General features: G+C 69.8%; 17 protein-coding genes. 8 read left to right on the forward strand and 9 right to left on the reverse strand.

Features of this window, described 5'->3' with window-relative positions; translation table 11 throughout:
* Window positions 1-75 precede the first annotated feature (75 nt).
* The 3 genes from IF11_RS0101195 to IF11_RS0101205 form a co-directional block, all read right to left on the reverse strand.
* Entirely contained in the window at window positions 76-1,284 is a 1,209-nt protein-coding gene (locus tag IF11_RS0101195) for a PstS family phosphate ABC transporter substrate-binding protein (protein WP_030349461.1), read from the reverse strand.
* A gap of 217 nt (window positions 1,285-1,501) precedes the next feature.
* Window positions 1,502-2,194 carry a response regulator gene (locus IF11_RS0101200; protein WP_030349462.1) on the reverse strand — a complete coding sequence of 231 codons (693 nt, stop codon included), beginning with the start codon at window positions 2,192-2,194 and terminating at the stop codon, window positions 1,502-1,504.
* Window positions 2,191-3,933 (reverse strand): sensor histidine kinase, encoded by a 1,743-nt coding sequence (locus IF11_RS0101205; RefSeq protein ID WP_030349463.1) that lies wholly within the window; start codon window positions 3,931-3,933, stop codon window positions 2,191-2,193. Before IF11_RS0101205 ends, IF11_RS0101200 begins: the two co-directional genes overlap by 4 nt.
* Window positions 3,934-4,173: 240 nt before the next feature.
* On the opposite strand from IF11_RS0101205, the gene IF11_RS0101210 reads away from it, so the two are divergent.
* The 3 genes from IF11_RS0101210 to IF11_RS0101220 all read left to right on the forward strand — a co-directional run bounded on the left by IF11_RS0101210 (window position 4,174) and on the right by IF11_RS0101220 (window position 7,015).
* Entirely contained in the window at window positions 4,174-4,989 is an 816-nt protein-coding gene (locus IF11_RS0101210; protein ID WP_030349464.1) for an ABC transporter ATP-binding protein, read from the forward strand.
* Window positions 4,979-5,863 carry an ABC transporter permease gene (locus tag IF11_RS0101215; RefSeq protein WP_030349465.1) on the forward strand — a complete coding sequence of 295 codons (885 nt, stop codon included), beginning with the start codon at window positions 4,979-4,981 and terminating at the stop codon, window positions 5,861-5,863. Before IF11_RS0101210 ends, IF11_RS0101215 begins: the two co-directional genes overlap by 11 nt.
* A gap of 120 nt (window positions 5,864-5,983) precedes the next feature.
* The gene (locus IF11_RS0101220; RefSeq protein WP_030349466.1) at window positions 5,984-7,015 is read left to right on the forward strand and encodes an ABC transporter substrate-binding protein; all 1,032 of its coding nucleotides are present in this window, start codon (window positions 5,984-5,986) and stop codon (window positions 7,013-7,015) included.
* A gap of 135 nt (window positions 7,016-7,150) precedes the next feature.
* Here the strand turns inward: IF11_RS0101220 and IF11_RS0101225 are convergent, their stop codons facing one another.
* The gene (locus IF11_RS0101225; RefSeq protein WP_030349467.1) at window positions 7,151-7,396 is read right to left on the reverse strand and encodes a hypothetical protein; all 246 of its coding nucleotides are present in this window, start codon (window positions 7,394-7,396) and stop codon (window positions 7,151-7,153) included.
* 267 nt (window positions 7,397-7,663) lie between these two features.
* On the opposite strand from IF11_RS0101225, the gene IF11_RS0101230 reads away from it, so the two are divergent.
* Both IF11_RS0101230 and IF11_RS36240 read left to right on the forward strand, forming a co-directional pair.
* A complete protein-coding gene (locus IF11_RS0101230) occupies window positions 7,664-9,067 on the forward strand; it encodes an MFS transporter (protein WP_078490286.1) in 1,404 nt (467 codons plus the stop codon).
* A 23-nt stretch (window positions 9,068-9,090) separates the two neighbouring features.
* A complete protein-coding gene (locus IF11_RS36240; protein ID WP_030349469.1) occupies window positions 9,091-9,930 on the forward strand; it encodes a fumarylacetoacetate hydrolase family protein in 840 nt (279 codons plus the stop codon).
* Window positions 9,931-9,943: 13 nt separating this feature from the next.
* Here IF11_RS36240 and IF11_RS0101240 read toward each other — a convergent pair whose 3' ends face one another.
* Window positions 9,944-10,750, reverse strand: coding sequence for an IclR family transcriptional regulator (locus IF11_RS0101240; protein ID WP_037726685.1), 807 nt, complete (start codon window positions 10,748-10,750; stop codon window positions 9,944-9,946).
* 279 nt (window positions 10,751-11,029) lie between these two features.
* Here IF11_RS0101240 and IF11_RS0101245 point away from each other — a divergent pair, with 279 nt between their 5' ends.
* The 3 genes from IF11_RS0101245 to IF11_RS0101255 all read left to right on the forward strand — a co-directional run bounded on the left by IF11_RS0101245 (window position 11,030) and on the right by IF11_RS0101255 (window position 13,576).
* Window positions 11,030-11,764 carry an RraA family protein gene (locus IF11_RS0101245; RefSeq protein ID WP_030349471.1) on the forward strand — a complete coding sequence of 245 codons (735 nt, stop codon included), beginning with the start codon at window positions 11,030-11,032 and terminating at the stop codon, window positions 11,762-11,764.
* Window positions 11,761-12,297, forward strand: coding sequence for a nuclear transport factor 2 family protein (locus IF11_RS0101250; protein ID WP_030349472.1), 537 nt, complete (start codon window positions 11,761-11,763; stop codon window positions 12,295-12,297). Before IF11_RS0101245 ends, IF11_RS0101250 begins: the two co-directional genes overlap by 4 nt.
* 94 nt (window positions 12,298-12,391) lie before the next feature.
* Complete coding sequence (locus tag IF11_RS0101255; protein WP_030349473.1) at window positions 12,392-13,576, forward strand: L-talarate/galactarate dehydratase; 1,185 nt, start codon at window positions 12,392-12,394, stop codon at window positions 13,574-13,576.
* Window positions 13,577-13,601: 25 nt separating this feature from the next.
* On the opposite strand, the gene IF11_RS0101260 is transcribed toward IF11_RS0101255, so the two are convergent.
* The 4 genes from IF11_RS0101260 to IF11_RS0101275 all read right to left on the reverse strand — a co-directional run bounded on the left by IF11_RS0101260 (window position 13,602) and on the right by IF11_RS0101275 (window position 17,822).
* Entirely contained in the window at window positions 13,602-13,835 is a 234-nt protein-coding gene (locus tag IF11_RS0101260; RefSeq protein ID WP_078490301.1) for a UBP-type zinc finger domain-containing protein, read from the reverse strand.
* 77 nt (window positions 13,836-13,912) lie between these two features.
* On the reverse strand, window positions 13,913-16,543 hold the full coding sequence (clpB, locus tag IF11_RS0101265) for an ATP-dependent chaperone ClpB (protein WP_030349475.1): 2,631 nt from the start codon (window positions 16,541-16,543) through the stop codon (window positions 13,913-13,915).
* Entirely contained in the window at window positions 16,534-16,890 is a 357-nt protein-coding gene (locus tag IF11_RS0101270; RefSeq protein WP_051745283.1) for a chaperone modulator CbpM, read from the reverse strand. The genes clpB and IF11_RS0101270 overlap by 10 nt, the downstream gene beginning before the upstream one ends.
* Window positions 16,887-17,822: a DnaJ C-terminal domain-containing protein gene (locus IF11_RS0101275; protein ID WP_030349477.1), complete on the reverse strand. Its 936-nt coding sequence runs from the start codon at window positions 17,820-17,822 to the stop codon at window positions 16,887-16,889. Before IF11_RS0101275 ends, IF11_RS0101270 begins: the two co-directional genes overlap by 4 nt.

A 17,822-nucleotide genomic window follows, 5' to 3' on the forward strand; every position in this document is an offset into this window, starting at 1 on the left:
CGGGGTGCCTTCTCGACCGTGCTACGGCGAAGACCGTGCCACGGTGAGGAAGGCACCCCATCCGTCAGCGAGCGGTCAGGGAGCGGCGTTCAGCGCGTCGAGCCCGGCCTTCGCCTGACCGGAGCGCAGCGGCAGGAAGACCTGCTGCCCGCCGACCACGCTCTGGCCCCGCTTGCTCAGGATGAAGCGGATCAGCTCCTCCATGACCGGGTCGAGCTGCTTCCCCGGACGCTTGTTGACGTTGAAGTACGTGAGCCGGCTGAGCGGATACGCGGCCGACGCGACGTTCTCGTACGTCGGCGCGTAGGCCGGGTCACCGGCGTGATCGCTCAGCGAGATGACCTTCACCGGCTGGTCGACATAGGCGAGGCCGGTGTAGCCGATGGCGTAGGGGTCCTCCTCGACATCCTTGGCGATATTGAAGACGGTCTTCTCCCAGCGCACCGCCGGGTCGGCCGGGGTGGAGCCGTCGGCCGCGCCGGGGCGCCACTCGCCCCGTTCGCCGTTGTGGTTCAGCACCCGCTGGCGTACGAACTCCTCGAATCCGTTCCAGGGCTGGAGACCGACGATATGGATCGGCTTGTCGGCCCACTCCCCGGTCGCGCCCAGGTCTCCCCAGGTGGTGGCCGCCTCGCCGCCGCGGTTGCGGGTGGTGGAGAGGGCGGCGTCGAGCTGGTCGAGGGAGAGCTTGTCGATCGGATTGTCCTTGTTGACGATGAATCCGACGGAGTCGAGGAAGCCGAAGTGCCGGTAGCTGCCGCCGGAGATGGGGATGCTCAGCGGGTCGTAGCCGAAGGCGTCGTGGAAGCCGTCGATGTCGCTCGGCTTCAGCTCGCGGGAGACGAAGACACAGTCGAGATTGCCCTTGATCAGTTCCAGGGCGCCGAGGCTGCCCGCGTAGGGCGGGTTCACGGAGATATGGACCTGGGGGTACTGCTGCTGGAACTCCTTGATCCACTTCTTGGAGAGATCCGCGAGCACGTCGGAGGCCCCGCACCGGTAGTCGCCGCGCAGCGAGTTCTTCGGCTTGGGGCGGTACGTCCCGAGGGCGGGGTCGAGCGCGGGCTGGAGGAGTTCCGCGGCCGGCAGCGGGCGGCCGTTCGCCTTGTTGTACTCGTCCTGTTCCGGCGTCTGCGGGGTCACCTTCTTCTGCGGCGCGACGGCCCATGTGGCCAGATTCTCCGCGGTGTGGTCACTGTTGTCCGCCATGCTGGTCAGGGTCCCGGCCGCCGCGAGCACGGCGGTCAGGGCCAGAGCGGTCAGGGCGCGAGCCGTACGTTTCATCGAGGTCTCCCCGAAGTCGGGTCCGGATGGCCGCGACACGGCACAAGCCGGTCTTGGCCAGGCCCGCGTCCTTGGCCGCGGCGCCGACCGGAACGCTAGGACCGGGCCTCAACCGGAGCCAGAGCGCTGCGACTAACGCCCGTAGATCGCTCTTCTGCTCTTTCTGCTCACGCCCGCGCATGCCTGTGGCGGGCTGCCGGAAACGGGCCCGGTGGGGTCAGTTCGCGGCCGCCCACGCGTAGCGGTGCTCCGGGCGGCCCGTGTCGCCGTACTTCAGAGTGAGGCTGATATGCCCGGCGCGCTCCAGGTACTTGAGATAGCGCTGGGCCGTGGAGCGGCTGACGCCGGTGCGTTCCGCGACCTCATGGGCGGAGAGGGGGTGTTGGGCCTCGCCCAGGGTGCGGCGGATGAGGGCGACGGTCGCCACGGAGTGTCCCTTGGGGAGTTCGGAGCGAGGGGCGTCCGCGATCTTGAAGGCGCTGAAGATACGGTCCACCTGCTCCTGGCCGGCCTCGCCGCGTCCGCCGACACCGTCGAGGGTGCGGCGCATGGCGGCGTAGCCGTCGAGTCTCGCCCGCAGCCCGGCGAAGCTGAACGGCTTGACCAGATACTGGAGCGCGCCGTACCGCATCGCGGCCTGGACCGTGGCCACGTCACGGGCGGCCGTCACCATGATCACATCGGCGTGGTGGCCGAGCTGCCGCATACGGCGCACCAGCGTCAGGCCCGTCTCGTCCGGCAGATAGTGATCGAGCAGGACGAGATCGACATGGGTGCGCTCCAGGGTGGCCAGGGCCTGGGCGGCGGTATGGGCACGGCCGATGACCCGGAAGCCGCGCACCTGCGCCACATACGCGGCGTTGATCTCGGCGATATGGAAGTCGTCGTCCACCACGAGGACATCGATCATCGTGACTCTCCTGCCGATGTGAGCTGACGCGCGGGGGCACCGTCCCCGGCGAGGTCGTCCGGGGCGAGCGCCTCGGGCAGTACGACGGTGAAGACCGCGCCGCCGCCCGCGCGCGCGGTCACCCGGGCCATGCCGCCGTACCGCTCGGAGAGCCGGCGTACGAGAGCGAGCCCGATGCCCCTGCGCCGGCGGAAGGCGACCGGCGCGGGATCGGACGGATCGGCCGAGGGCGGGGGAGGGGCGGGCCGCTTCGTGGACCAGCCCTCCGCGAAGACCCGCTCGCGCATCTCGGGCGGCACTCCGGGACCGGTGTCGGAGACCCGGATCACCGCTGTGGTCTTCTCGGCACGCAGCTCGACCTCTACGAAGGGCTCCACGGAGGGCTTGGCGGCCGGTCCGCCGAGCGCTTCGGCGGGGGGCTCCGTCAGCCTCCGTTCGGCGGCGGCGTCCAGCGCGTTGTCGATGAGATTGCCGAGTACGGTCACCAGATCGCGCGGATCGACCACCCGGTGCGGCAGCAGCGTGGCAGGCGAGATACGCAGCGACACACCGCGCTCGGCGGCGATCGCCGTCTTGCCCACGAGCAGTGCGGAGACCAGTGGATCACGTACCCGCTCGGCGATCTGTTCCGCCGAGGCCCGGTGCGCGCTGGCGACCCCGGCGACGAACTCCACCGCCCTTTCGTGGCGGCCGAGTTCGAGCAGTCCGAGCACGGTGTGCAGCCGGTTGGCATGCTCATGGTCCTGTGCCCGCAGCGCGTCGAGCAGCCCTTGGGTGCTGTCCAACTCGCGTCCGAGCAGCTCCAGTTCGGTACGGTCACGGAGTGTCACCACGGCCCCGCCGTCCCGCGTCGGCATCCGGTTGGCGACCAGGACCCGGCTGCCGCTGACGGCCAGCAGATCCGTCCCGTCCACCCGTCCCGCCAGCACATCGGTCGTACGGCCCGGCGCGAGCACCTCGTCCAGGGCGCGGCCGGTGGCGTCCGCGTCGAGCCCGAGCAGCCGTACCGCCTCGTCGTTGGCGAGCCGGATCCTGCCGTCCCGGTCGAAGGCGACCACGCCCTCCCGTACCCCGTGCAGCATCGCCTCCCGCTCGTCCAGCAGCGCCGAGATATCGGCGAAGGCGACGCCGTGCGTGATCCGGCGCAGTCGGCGCGAGACCGCGACCGCGGCCAGCGCGCCCGCGCCCAGTGCCGCGCCCGCGCAGAGCAGCAGCCCGGGGATGGTGTCGATCAGCCGCTGGCGCACACTGTCGTACGCGATGCCGACCGACACCGCGCCGATGATCCGCCCGTCGCTGTCGTACAGCGGCACCTTGGCGCGGGCCGAGCGGCCCAGGGTGCCGTTGTCGATCTGCCGGATCTCCCGGCCGGAGAGCGCGGCGCTCGGGTCGGTGGAGACATGCCTGCCGATCTCGCCGGAGGTGGTGTGCGACCAGCGCACGCCATGGGTGTCCATCACCACGACGTACAGCGCGCGGGTGGCCCGGCGGACCCGCTCCGCCTCGGTCTGCACCGGCCCGGCGGGGCTCGGGGAGGTGCTGATCAGCCCCTGGGCGATGTCCGGATCGGCGGCGGTGGTCTGGGCGATGGCGAGGGCCCGGAGTGTGGCCGCGTCGTCCAGCTCGGATCCGAGCGGGGCGAGAAAGAGCCCGGTCGCGAGCACCATCACCCCCGTGGTGATGACGAGTTGCACCACCAGAACCTGGGCAGCGACGCGTCTGGGCCAGCGCAACCGCATCTCGTCCCCCTCCCTCTCCCGCGTTCTCCGGGCGGTCGGCCCGGCCCGGAACAGACAGGTCCGGTTTTAACTTCGTTGTGCACGCAACGTAGGCCCACAACGCGCGGCTGCCCACCCCCGTGCTCCGCTTTTGTGGTTTCGGCGTGAGCAGAACGAGCAAAACGCGGAATGCGCGCAGAAAGACGGGTTGCGCCCACAAGACTGCCGCCGCGGCCGGGGACGCTCCTAGCCTCCCGGGCCATGAGCAGCCATACGAGCCCCGCCATCGAACTGCGGGGAACGAGCAAGGCATTCCGGACCCCGTCGGGGGCGCTGCACACCGCCGTCAGGGATCTGGACCTGACGGTCGAACGCGGCGAGTTCGTCGCGGTGGTCGGCCCCACCGGATGCGGAAAATCGACGACGCTGACCCTCGTCAGCGGGTTGGAGGAGCCCACCGAGGGCGAGGTGCTGGTGGCCGGTGAGCCGGTACGCGGCATCGGCGACAAGATCGGATTCGTCTTCCAGCAGGACGCGGTCTTCCCCTGGCGCACCGTGCTGTCCAATGTGATGGCGGGCCCCCGCTTCCGCGGCGTGCCCAAGAGCGAGGCCAGGGAGCGGGCCCGGGAGTGGCTGGCCCGGGTCGGGCTCGCCTCCTTCGAGGACCGCTATCCGCATCAGCTCTCCGGCGGCCAGCGCAAGCGCGTCGCGCTCGCGGCGACCTTCGTCAACGATCCCGAACTCCTGCTCATGGACGAGCCGTTCTCGGCCCTCGATGTGCAGACCCGGGCACTGATGTCGGACGAGCTGCTGGAGCTGTGGGGAGGCACGGGCGCCTCGGTCGTCTTCGTCACCCACGACCTGGAGGAGTCGATCGCCCTCGCCGACAAGGTCGTGGTGATGACGGCCGGACCCGCGACCGTCAAGGAGGTCTTCGCCATCGACCTGCCGCGCCCCCGCAAGGTCGAGTCCGTACGGCTCGAACCGCGCTTCATCGAGATCTACCGGGAGATCTGGTCCTCGCTCGGCGAAGAGGTACGGATCACCCGCGAGCGGGGAGCGACCGATGCCGCCTGAGACCGTCACCGTCCCGTCCGCCACCGCCGAGGCCGCCCTCAAGAGCGGCGGCGGGGAGCGTACGCAGGCCAGGGCGCGAGCCGCCCGCAACCACCGGATCCTCGTCTACTCCAGCCGGGTGCTGCTTCTCATCGCGCTGATCGGGATGTGGGAGTGGCTGGCCAGAACCGCCGTCATCGATCCCTTCAACTTCTCGATGCCGTCCAAGATCTGGGACCAGATGCGCCAGTGGGCGGTGCACGGCACTCCGCAGGGCTCCCTGTGGGAGCAGATCTGGTACACGCTCTACGAAGCGCTCCTCGGCTGGGTCATCGGGGTGACCGGCGGTGTGGTGCTCGGTATCGCGCTCGGCCGGATCCGCTTCCTCGCGGAGGTGCTCGGCCCGTACATCAAGGTGCTCAACGCGCTGCCCCGGATCGTCCTCGCCCCGATCTTCCTCATCTGGTTCGGCCTCGGCCCGGCCTCGAAGGTCGCCTCCGCCGTCGTGCTGGTCTTCTTCCCCGTCTTCTTCAACGCGTTCCAGGGCGCGCGGGAGGTCGACCGCAATCTGGTCTCCAACGCCCGGATCCTCGGCGCGAGCAACCGTCAGGTCACCCTCCAGGTGGTCATCCCCTCCGCCACCTCGTGGATCTTCACCAGCCTGCATGTCAGCTTCGGCTTCGCGCTGATCGGCGCGATCGTCGGCGAGTACATCGGCGCGACCAAGGGGCTCGGTCTGCTGGTCTCGGCCTCCCAGGGCACGTTCAACGCGGCCGGTGTGTACGCGGCGATGGTGATCCTCGCCGTGGTGGCACTGCTCGCCGAAGGGCTCCTGTCGTTCCTGGAGAGACGGCTCTTCCGCTGGAAGCCGGCCGAGCCGGGCACCGAACGCTGATTCCCCGGCCCGTCCCGCCACCCCTCAGCCCGCCACCCTGAGCCAGCCACCCCTCAGCTGACCACCGCTCCACCCACCAGCCCCACCCTTTCCCAGCACCTCTTCACAAGGACGTGAACCATGCGCAGACATCTCACGATCTCGGCGGCCGCCCTCGCCGCGACCCTCGCCCTCGGCACCCTCACCGCCTGTGGCAGCGACTCCTCAACCTCGGGCTCCGGCGGCAAGGTCAAGATCATGGTGGGCGGCCTGGACAAGGTCATCTATCTGCCCGCGATGCTCACCCAGAAGCTCGGCTACTTCAAGGACGAGGGCGTCGAGGTGGAGCTGCTGACCGAGCCGGCCGGTGTGCAGGCCACCACCTCGCTCGTCTCCGGCGATGTGCAGGGTGTCGTCGGCTTCTACGACCACACGCTCGATCTGCAGGTCAAGGGCAAGCAGGTGGAGTCCGTCGTGCAGTTCTCGCACGCCTCGGGCGAGGTCGAGGTCGTCTCCAACAAGGCGGCCGCCACGATCACCTCTCCGAAGGACTTCAAGGGCAAGAAGCTCGGGGTCACCGGCCTCGGCTCGTCCACCGACTTCCTCACCAAGTACCTCGCGGTCAACGACGGCGTGCAGACCGAGCAGTTCACCCCGGTCGCCGTGGGAGCGGGCCAGACCTTCATATCGGCGCTTCAGCAGGGGTCGATCGACGGAGGCATGACGACCGATCCGACGGTCGCGCAGATCCTGGACAAGAAGCTCGGCAAGGTCCTCATCGACATGCGGACGCCCGAGGGCTCGAAGGCGGCGCTCGGCGGTCCGTACCCCTCCTCCAGCCTCTATATGAACACCGACTGGGTCAACAGCAACAAGGAGACGGTGCAGAAGCTCGCCAACGCGTTCGTGAAGACCCTGAAGTGGATGTCGACCCACTCACCGGAGGAGATCGCGGCGAAGATGCCCGCCGACTACGCGCAGGGCGGCAAGGACCTCTACGCGCGGGCGATCAAGAGCACACTGCCGATGTTCACCACGGACGGTGTCATGCCGGCCGACGGCCCGGAGACCGTGGAGCGCGTACTGAAGGCGTTCAACCCCAATCTCCAGAACGCCACGGTCGATCTGAGCAAGACCTTCACCACGGAGTTCGCCGAGAAGGCGGCGGGCTGACCCGTGAGGTGATCGATCAGGCCGGGTGCCTGGGCCGCGACCGCCGGTGACGGCGAGAACGGCCATGGTGTGTGCCGCTGCCCGCCCCCGTCCACCGGGAGGCGGGCAGCGGCATGCCGTCGTCGGCGACGCGTCTCACTTCCAGTGCCGGACGCTCCAGGTGTACTGGTCGCCGCCCACCCACCGGACCATCTCCGGGTCGTCCAGGGCGGCGCCCTTCAGGCCCAACGCGAAGGCGTACTCGAAGACGTCCTCGATCGAGAACGCCTTGCCGGCCAGCTCGCCGTGAATCTCCACCAGCCGGAAGGGCGGTTCCCCGTCCTGCACCGGCAGGACCACAACCGGCGCGTATCGGAACCGCGGGCTCTCACTCTCTGTCATGAAATCGACCCCTGCCTCACAGCCTGCCTCGAAGATTCGCGCCTTGCCCGCTCTGACAGGCTCCGGCGCCACGGCGCACACGGCAACCCGGGGCGGGAACCTCACCGACGCGACAGAGCCGTGCGTGACAGTGCCTTGACAGGGCCGGAACCCTGAACTTACGTTACCGCGTACCGATGAACGGTACGGCATCCCAATCAGTGGGACACTGAGGGATGTCGGGTCGATCGGTTCCTGTCACTGACGACGGAAGAAGCGGCCGCAGACATGACTTTGCACGCCAGTAGCCCGGACGCGTCCGGGCAGTACCTTCGGAGTGCCACCGCCAAAATACTGAGGCGCGTCGTCCCGCTCTTCGCGGTCATGATGATGTGCAACCAGCTCAACCGCTCCAATATCGGCTACGCCCAGTCCCATCTCGAAGCGGACCTCGGGATCGGAGCGGCGGCCTATGGGCTCGGTGCCGGTCTCTTCTTTATCGCCTATACGGTGTTCGAGATACCCAGCAATATGCTGATGGAGCGATTCGGGGCGAAGCTCTGGCTCTCCCGTATCTGTGTCAGCTGGGGCATCGTGTCGGCGTGCATGCTCTTCGCCCAGGGCGAGTGGAGCTTCTACTTCCTGCGGTTCCTGCTGGGGGTCGCGGAGGCCGGCTTCGTACCGGCCGTTCTCTACTACCTCACCAAATGGCTGCCGAACTCGCACCGCGGCCGTGCCAACGCCCGCTACGCGGTGGGCGCTCTGGTCGCCTTCTCGCTCTCCGGGCCGCTGTCGGGACCTCTGCTGTCGCTGGACGGGGCGTGGGGGCTGGCGGGCTGGCAGTGGATGTTCCTGATCGAGGGTCTGCTCTCCGCCTGCGTCGGTGTCTTCGCCTACTTCTGGCTCGACTCGAAGATCGACGACGCCCGTTGGCTGAGCGCCGCCGAGCGTCAGGCCCTGGTCACCGCGATCGCGGCGGACGAGGCTGAAGCCGCGGCGGCGCACGGTTCGCGACGTACCGGACTGTGGTCGGTGCTGCGGAGCCCGAAGGTCGGGCTGCTCATCTTCATCTACTTCTCGGTCCAGATGTCGATCTACGCGAACACCTTCTGGCTGCCGTCCATCGTCCGCGACATCGAGGGAACCAACGATGTGACGGTCGGGCTGCTCTCCTCGCTGCCCTGGATCTGCGCGATCTTCGCGATGTTCACCCTCGCCCGGATCGGCGACCGCACCGGGCGCAGGAAGGCCCTGCTGATCGGAACGCTGCTCCTGGCGGCGGTCGGATCGTACGCGGCGGCCGTGACCTCTCCGGTGGTCGCGCTGGTGATGCTGTGCCTGGCCGCCATGGGATTCAAGTCCATCAGCCCGATCTTCTGGCCCATTGTGCAGCGAACGCTGCATCCGATGGCCGTCGGAATGGGCATCGCACTCATCAATTCCCTCGCCAATCTCGGTGGTTTCGTGGCGCCTTACGGATTCGGTCTCGTGGAGGAAAGAACGGGATCCACCGCCTGGGGTCTTATCGCGCTGGCCGCTTTCTCCGCGCTCGCCGCCGTGGGCGCGTTCTTCCTCTCCGACGCACCCGCGGAAGGCAGAAAGGAAGACGGAAAGGGCCGGACCGAAGGCACACCCGAGGCTGCTCCCGCGCAGACGCGGAAGACCGCCCTCACTGATAACTCGTCCCACTGAGCAGTACACCCGGGAGAACGCCCATGCACCTTGCCACCCTCACGCATCAGGGACAGCCCCGGCTCGTCGGCCGGGCCGCGCCCGAGGCCCCCTGGCGGCTGGCGTCGCCGGACTCGTCTCTGGCCGATGTCGTCGGCCGGGGCGGTGGAGTGCCGCCCATGGTGGACGGCGTCGCCTCCGAGGGCCCGCTTCTGGCGCCCTACCGGCCCGCCACACTCCACGGGGTCGGCCTCAACTACCACGACACCGTCAAGGAGATGGGCTGGGAGCCGCCGGCCGAGCCGTATCTGTTCCCGAAGCTCTCCTCCAGCGTCATAGGCACCGGCGAGGCCGTCGTCTTCGACCCGGAGCTGACCCAGCGTGTCGACTGGGAGACCGAACTCGCCGTCATCATCGGCACCGAGGCCCGCCGCGTACGGGAACAGGACGCGCTGGACCATGTCTTCGGCTACAGCGTCGCCAACGACATCTCCGCGCGCGATCTCCAGGCCCGCGACGGCCAGTGGCTGCGGGGGAAGGGCCTGGACACCTTCTGTCCGTTCGGGCCCGTCGTCGTCACCGCCGACGAGATCCCGGACCCGCACCGGCTCGGCATCCGTACCTGGGTGAACGGCGAGAAGGTGCAGGACGGTACGACCGCCGACATGGTCTTCCGGATCCCCGAGCTGATCGCCTACCTCACCCGCTATTTCACGCTCCGGCCCGGGGATGTCGTGCTGACCGGGACCCCGGCGGGCTGCGGGGACTTCAGGAAGCCGCCGCGCGCCCTGCGCCCCGGGGACGTCCTGGAGTCGGAGGTCGAAGGGATCGGCCGGCTGGTCAATCCCGTACGGGCCGCGACGAGCGGGAGCCCCGCCCGGTGAGGCGGCGGGCGGGTCAGCCCGCGGGCGGGAGATAGCCGAGATCCGCCGACAGCTCCCGGCAGACCTGCGCCACCACCGGTCCGTAGGTGGGGACGAGCGGTTCCATCCGTTCGGCCACCCCCGCCACGCTGATGCAGGCGACCGGCAGGCCCGTGTGGTCATAGACAGCGGCGCCGCAGCAGCAGCTCGACTCGTCGAACTCCCGCAGGTCCTGCGACCAGCCGCGCTCCCGGGTGCGCTCGATCTCGGAGTGCAGCTCCGAGACCGTGGCGGCCGTCACGGGCGAGAGCGGCGAACGGACCAGCTCGATGAGCGCCTCCTCCAGCTTCGGCTGCGGCAGCGCCGCGAGATAGGCGCGTCCGAGGGACGTGGAGTGCAGCGGGCGGGACGCGCCGAGCTCCGCGGTGACGGCGGCGGGACGTGTCCCGCGCTCACGGTGGACGAAGACCATCGTCATACCGTTCGGAACGCCGAGACTGACGGTCTCCTGCGTGAGGTCGGCCAGCTTGCGCAGCGCGGGCGCGGCGGCGTCGCGCAGGTTGGTCGAAGCGACCGCCGCCGACGCGAGGCGGACCGCCGCGGACCCCAACTGCCACTGCCCGGCGGCCGGGTCATGGGCCAGCCAGCCCTGTTCCTGCAACCTGTCGACCAGGCGGTACGCCGTGCTGCGCGTCAGGCCGAGCGCCCGGGCGATCTCCGAGGTCGAGGCGCCCCGTGTCTGCGCGACATGGGTGAGGATCGCCAGTCCGCGGTCCAGCGCGCCGGCCGCCCTGTCGCCCGGCGCGCGCTCGCTTGTCGCGGGTGTGACTGCCTCGCTCATCGTTCTCTTCGGCCTTTCCCGTCGTCCGTCCCGTACGCGTCGAGCGCGTCGTATCGGCCGTTGACACTACCGATCCATTGTGCGCCCTGTCACTGGGACTTGTGTGGCCCCCAGTGCCGTTGCTACGTTCATAGGGCCCATTGAGCGAGATTCTATCCCATTTAATGGGACTGAGGAGGGGGGAGTGCGAAGGGTGACTCACCCCGCATCACCGAGGTACGGCTGACGCCGCTCCTGATTCGCCGGCGCCCCACCCTCCCGAAGTTCTGAGGAGCCTGTATGTCCACCACCCATGAACTCACCCCCCTGGACCCGGAGGTCCTCGCCAAACTGCGCCGTATCAGCACCGCCACCCTGGCCACGCGCCTCTTCGCGCTCGGTCTGCGTCAGCAGTTCCTGGTCGGGGTCGCCCCGCTCAACCCCGATCTGGACGGGTTCGTCGGCGAGGCGTTCACCATGCGCTTCATCCCGGCCCGCGAGGACATAGACACCCTCGAAAGCCTGCCGGGCGAGGACAACCTCCAGTGGCTGGGCGTGGAGAGCCTGAGCGAGGGCCAGGCGATGGTCATCGACAGCCGGAGCGACATCTCCGCGGCGTCGGCCGGGGACATGCTGGTCACCCGCGCGCTGCACCGAGGGGCGACCGCCTTCATCACCGACGGCGCGTTCCGCGACGGCCATGTCCTCAAGACCCTGCCGATCCCCACGTACGCCCGTGCCACCACCGCCACCACCCGGCTGACCAGCTTCCATGTCGCCGATCTCCAGGTGCCCATCGGCTGCGCCGGGGTAGCCGTGTACCCGGGCGACGTGCTGGTCGGCGACCGGGACGGAGTCATCGTCGTACCCCGTCATCTCGTGGCGGGGATCGTCGACGAGGCCCTGGAGCAGGAGGAACTGGAGGCGTATCTGCATACGCGGGTGCACGAGGGCGAAGCCCTGCTGGGCGGGTTGTATCCGCCGGACGAGAAGACCAAGGAGCGGTACCGCCAGTGGAAGAAGGCCCGCGCGTGAAGACGGCGTTCAAGGACCTCGACGAGCCGGCCCGCCGCGTACGGATGGAGGCCACGATCCGTACGTACTTCGAGGGGTGCAACGAGGCCGATGTGGCGAAGATGGCCGGCACCTTCCACCCCGACGCCGTCCACTACTTTCCGCCGGGAATCGGCGGACCCTGGCGCGGCGCCCGTACCATCGCCGAGAACTGGCGGCGGCTGACCCTGACCATCGGCTCCGCCTGGACCATCGACCGGCTCATCACCGACCCCGCCTCGCATCAGGCCGTCATCGAATGGACGCACTACAAGACCAAACTGAATGGGTACCTGCGCGGCGACGAGTGGTACGCCTTTGATCCGGACAGCGGTCTGATCACCGAGATCCGTGCCTACTACGCCTCCCGGTCCGACGGCCGGGACCATGTCGAACTCGAAGGGTTCGACTACGCGGAGCGCGGCTACCACCTCAGCTGCCCGGTCAGCCGCCCGCACCCGGACGCCGAGTACGCGTCGCCGGAGCCCGCGCGGCAGCGGAAGGGTCCGTCGTGACCGCCGATACGTCGCCGTCGGCAGTGTGCCGCACACCCTCTGAGTCCGTTACTCCTCCGCCCAGCCGGATCACCGTTTTCGAAGGAGCCGTGTCATGACCTCCGCCACCCAGCCCTCCCCGGCTGCCGGACCGTTCGCCAGCGCGCCCGGCGAAGCGACCCTCGACCGGATATCCGCCGTCCGCGTCTCCCTCGTACGGCTGCCCCTGCACGCCCCGATCAGCGACGCGAAGGTGCTCACCGGCCGGCAGAAGCCGCTGACCGAAATCGCTTTCCTCTTCGCTCGTATCTCCACCGAGGACGGCCATGAGGGCATCGGCTTCGGCTACTCCAAGCGGGCGGGCGGACCGGGGCTGTACGCCCATGCCAAGGAGATAGCCCCCGAGCTGATCGGCGAGGACCCCAGCGACACCGGCCGGCTCTGGCAGAAGCTGGTCTGGGCCGGCGCCTCCATGGGCCGCAGCGGTCTGACCACCCAGGCCATCGCCGCCTTCGACATCGCGCTGTGGGACCTCAAGGCGCGCCGGGCGGGGCTGCCCCTGGCCAAACTGCTGGGCGCGCACCGCGACTCCGTCCGCTGCTACAACACCTCGGGCGGCTATCTCTCCATGCCGGTCGAGCAGGTGCTGGAGAACACCAGCCTCTCCCTGTCACGCGGCATCGGCGGGATCAAGATAAAGGTGGGGCAGCCGGACACCAGGACGGATCTGCGCCGGGTGCGGGCCGTACGGGAACACATCGGTGACGACGTGCCGTTGATGGTCGACGCCAACCAGCAGTGGGACCGGACCGTCGCCGCGCGGATGGGCCGCGCCCTGGAGGAGTTCGACCTCACCTGGATCGAGGAGCCGCTCGACGCCTACGACTCCGAGGGCCACGCGGCGCTGGCCGCCGCCCTGGACACCCCGGTCGCCACGGGCGAGATGCTCACCAGCGTCGCCGAGCACACCGACCTGATCATGAACGGCGCCGCCGACTTCATCCAGCCCGACGCCCCACGCGTCGGTGGCATCACCCCGTTCCTGCAGATCATGGCCCTCGCCGACCACAAGAGCCTGAGCATGGCCCCCCACTTCGCCATGGAGATCCATCTCCATCTCGCCGCCGCCTATCCGCGCGCCACCTGGGTCGAGCACTTCGAATGGCTGGAGCCGATGTTCAACGAGCGTCTCGAACTCCGTGACGGCCGCATGATCGTCCCCAGCCGTCCCGGTCTCGGACTCTCGCTCAGCGACCAGGCCGCCGCGTGGACCTCGGACGAGACCGAGGTGTCCGGCTGATCCGTCAGCAGGGCGGTACGGGGTGTCAGACGAACGCCTCGTGCATGTAGCACCAGCGCCAGTCCTCCCCGGGCTCCAGGGGCGCCACGAGCGGATGGCCGAGGGAGGCGGCGTGGGCGCGGGCATGCCGTAGCGGGGAGGAGTCGCAGCAGCCGACATGGCCGCAGGTCAGGCAGAGCCGCAGCTGTTCCCAGGGCGCGCCGAGCCGCAGGCACTCCTCGCAGCCGTCGGGGGTACGGGGGGTGACGGGCCGCATCATGGAGACGTGCCAGTCGGCGTCCGTGGTCACGGCCCTCACCCTCCCCGTCACGGCCCTCGCTTTCCCGGCCACGGCCCTCACTCTCCCGGTGCGGACTCACGCGGGTCCTGGTACGTGACGACCAGTTCACCGTTCTGGGCGTCCACCTTGATACGCGAACCGTCCGCCGCCTCCCCGCGCAGCAGCGCCCGGCCGACCAGCGTCTCGACCTCGTGCGAGATATAGCGACGCAGCGGCCGGGCCCCGTACACCGGGTCGAAGCCCTGGTGGGCGATGAGTTCGCGGGCCGGCTCGGTGAGTTCCACCGTGATCCTGCGCTCCGCGAGACGCCGGCGCAGTTCGTCGAACTGGAGGTCCACGATCCGCTCGATCTGGGTCAGGCCGAGCGGCTTGAAGAGCACGATGTCGTCCACGCGGTTGAGGAACTCCGGCCGGAAGTGCGCGCGGAGTTCGGCCATCACCTGCGCGCGGGCGTCGGGCTTGATCTCGCCGTCCGCGCTCGCGTCCAGCAGATAGGGGGAGCCGATGTTGGAGGTCATGATGACGACGGTGTTGCGGAAGTCGACGGTCCGCCCCTGGGCGTCGGTGATCCGGCCGTCGTCCAGGATCTGGAGCAGGGTGTTGAAGACATCGGCGTGGGCCTTCTCGATCTCGTCGAACAGGACCACCGAGTACGGCTTGCGGCGGACGGCCTCGGTGAGCTGGCCGCCCTCCTCGTACCCCACGTATCCGGGCGGGGCACCGACGAGCCGGCTGACGGTGTGCCGCTCCTGGTACTCGCTCATGTCGAGGCGGACCATGCTCTCCTCGGAGTCGAAGAGCGCCGCCGCGAGGGTCTTCGCCAGCTCCGTCTTTCCCACGCCGGTCGGGCCGAGGAAGATGAACGACCCGATGGGGCGGCGTGGGTCACGGATCCCGGACCGGGCCCGGATGATCGCGTCGGCCACCAGCCGTACGGCCTCGTCCTGCCCGATCACCCGCTCCTGAAGGATCTCGTCCAGGCGCAGCAGCTTCTCGCGCTCGGCCTCCTGGAGACGGCTCACCGGAATGCCGGTCCACGCGGCGACGATCTCGGCGATCTCGTCCTCGGTGACCACCTCGCGCAGCAGCCGGGTCTCGCCCTGTTTGGCGCGCAGCTGCTCCTCCTCGGCGGCGAGGCGGCGTTCCAGATCGGTGAGCGTCCCGTAGCGCAGTTCCGCGGCGCGGTTCAGGTCGTAGGCCCGTTCGGCCTCGTCGGCCTCCTGACGGACCCGTTCCAGTTCCTGGCGCAGCTCCTGGACCTTACGGATGGCCTGGCGCTCGGACTCCCACTGGGCGTGCCGGGCGTCGGCCTCGGCCCGTACATCGGCCAGCTCCCTGCGCAGCTCCTCCAGCCTGGTCACGCTGGCCGGGTCGGTCTCCTTGGCGAGCGCCGCCTCCTCGATCTCCAGCCGGGTCACCCGGCGCGTCAGCTCGTCCAGTTCGGCGGGCATCGAGTCGATCTCGGTACGCATCCGGGCGCAGGCCTCGTCGACCAGATCGATCGCCTTGTCGGGCAGGAACCGGTCCGAGATATAGCGGTGGCTGAGCGTCGCCGCGGCGACCAGCGCCGTGTCCTGGATCCGCACACCGTGGAAGACCTCCAGGCGCTCGCGCAGTCCGCGCAGGATGGAGACGGTGTCCTCGACGCTCGGCTCGTCCACCAGGACCTGCTGGAAGCGGCGCTCCAGCGCGGCGTCGGACTCGATGCGCTTGCGGTACTCGTCCAGGGTGGTGGCGCCGATCATATGCAGCTCGCCGCGGGCGAGCATCGGCTTGAGCATGTTCCCGGCGTCCACGGCCCCTTCGGCGCCGCCGGCGCCGACCACCGTGTGCAGTTCGTCGAGGAAGAGCAGGATCCGTCCGCCGGCCGCCTTGACCTCGCCGAGCACCGCCTTGAGCCGTTCCTCGAACTCACCGCGGTACTTGGCCCCGGCCACCAGCGCGGCGATGTCGAGCGCGAAGACGGTACGGTCCCGCAGGCCCTCGGGCACATCGCCGCGGACGATCCGCTGGGCGAGCCCCTCCACGATCGCGGTCTTGCCGACCCCCGGGTCGCCGATCAGCACCGGGTTGTTCTTGGTCTTGCGGCTGAGGATCTGGGTGACCCGCCGAATCTCGGCGTCCCGGCCGATCACCGGGTCCAGCGTGCCGCTACGGGCCTCGGCGACCAGGTCGCGGCCGTACTTCTCCAGGGCCTCGTAGGCGGCCTCCGGGGTCGCGGAGGTGACCCGCTGGTTGCCGCGGATGCGGGTGAGCGCGGAGAGGAACGCCTCCTTGGTGAGCCCGTGGTCCTTGAGCAGCCGCCCCGCGGCGGTGGCGGAGCCCTCGTCTGCCAGCGCCATCATCAGATGCTCGACGGAGACGTACTCGTCCTTGAGCCGCCTGGCCTCCTGCTCGGCGCTCTCCAGCAGCCGCGACAGCCGCTGGGTGACGAACACCTGGCCGGGCGCGGCTCCGGGGCCGGTCGACCTGGGCCTGCGCGACAGCTCGCCCTCCACGGCCGTCCGCAGCGCGGCCGGATCGACGCCGGCCTGGTCGAGCAGCCGGGGGACGAGCCCGTCCCGCTGGCCGAGCAGCGCGAGCAGCAGATGCTCCCCGTCGACTTCGGTGTGCCCGAGGCGCACGGCCGCGCTCTGGGCGTCCTGCAGGGCTTCCTGGGACTTCTGGGTGAGGCGGTTCATGTCCATGGCAGGTCGTCACTCCTCGCGCCGGTACGGCGCAGCGCCGCCTCCAGCAGACTGATCCGGTCCAGCAGGTCCAGTACCAGCCCGATGGAGGCGTAGTTGAGGGGGAGTCCGGCCCGCAGCCGCTGGATACGGGCCAGCGTGCGCGGGGCGGACGGGTCGAACCAGAGCCGGCCCGCGGGGTCACGGGTGGCGTCCACCAGCCCCAGCGTCACCAGGCGCCGGACCATCTCCGGGTGCAGACCGGAGACGCGGGCCACGCTCTCCAGGCTGAGCCTGCGGACGGGCACCAGCTCGTAGACCCGGACGGTCGCCTTGTCCGGCCGTCGCTGCCGTTGATCGGGCGTCATCCCGGCCTCCTCGGGTCGAAGTCGGACGCGGCCGACAGCTCCTCGAACAGCTCGCGTTCGCGGTCGGTGGGGTGCGGCGGGACCATCACCCGGACCTCGGCATACAGATCGCCGTCGGTGCCACGCGGATGGGGCATGCCCTCGCCGCGCAGCCGCAGCCGGCGCCCGCTGGAGGAACCGGGCGGGACGGTGACCTTGGCGGTGCCGCCCGGGGTGGGCAGCGGCACGGTCGCGCCGAGCGCCGCCTCCCAGGGCGTCACGGGCAGCCGGACATGGATGTCGCGGCCGTCCAGCCGGTAGCGCTCGTGGGGCTTGATCCGTACCCGCAGATACAGGTCACCGGCGGGCGCGTCACGGCTGCCCCGGCCGCCCTCGCCGGCCAGCCGGATCCGCTGCCCGTCCCGCACCCCCCGGGGAATGGTGACCTGGTAATCGCGCCGGCCCTCCGGCCCGGCGAGGCTGACCCCGCGCCGCCCGCCCCGGTACGCCTCCTCCACGGACAGCTCCACCTCGGCCTCCTGGTCGGCGCCCGGTACGGTCCTGCGGGGCCCGCCGCGCCCGCCGAACAGGCCGCCGAAGAGATCCTCGAAGTCCACGTCCTGGTAGGCGCCGCCCGGCCCCTGGGCGAAGCGCACGCCGCCGCCGCTGGAGGCCCAGCCCCCGCCGCCGCGGCCGGCCCCCGCGGCCACCCGCTCGTCGTAGTCCTCGGGGATCTGCCGGAAGTCCGGGCCGAACCGGTCGTAGCGCGCCCGGGTGTCCGGGTCGGCCAGGACGTTGTACGCCTCGTTGACGTCCTTGAAGCGTTCCTCCGCCTTCGGGTCCTTGTTGACGTCAGGGTGGTGGCGACGGGCCAGCTTCCGGTAGGCCTGCTGGATCTCCTCCTGGGTCGCCGAACGGGCGACGCCGAGCACCTCGTAGTAGTCCTGTGCCAT

The organism is Streptomyces scopuliridis RB72 (assembly GCF_000718095.1).
Lineage (GTDB): Bacteria > Actinomycetota > Actinomycetes > Streptomycetales > Streptomycetaceae > Streptomyces > Streptomyces scopuliridis.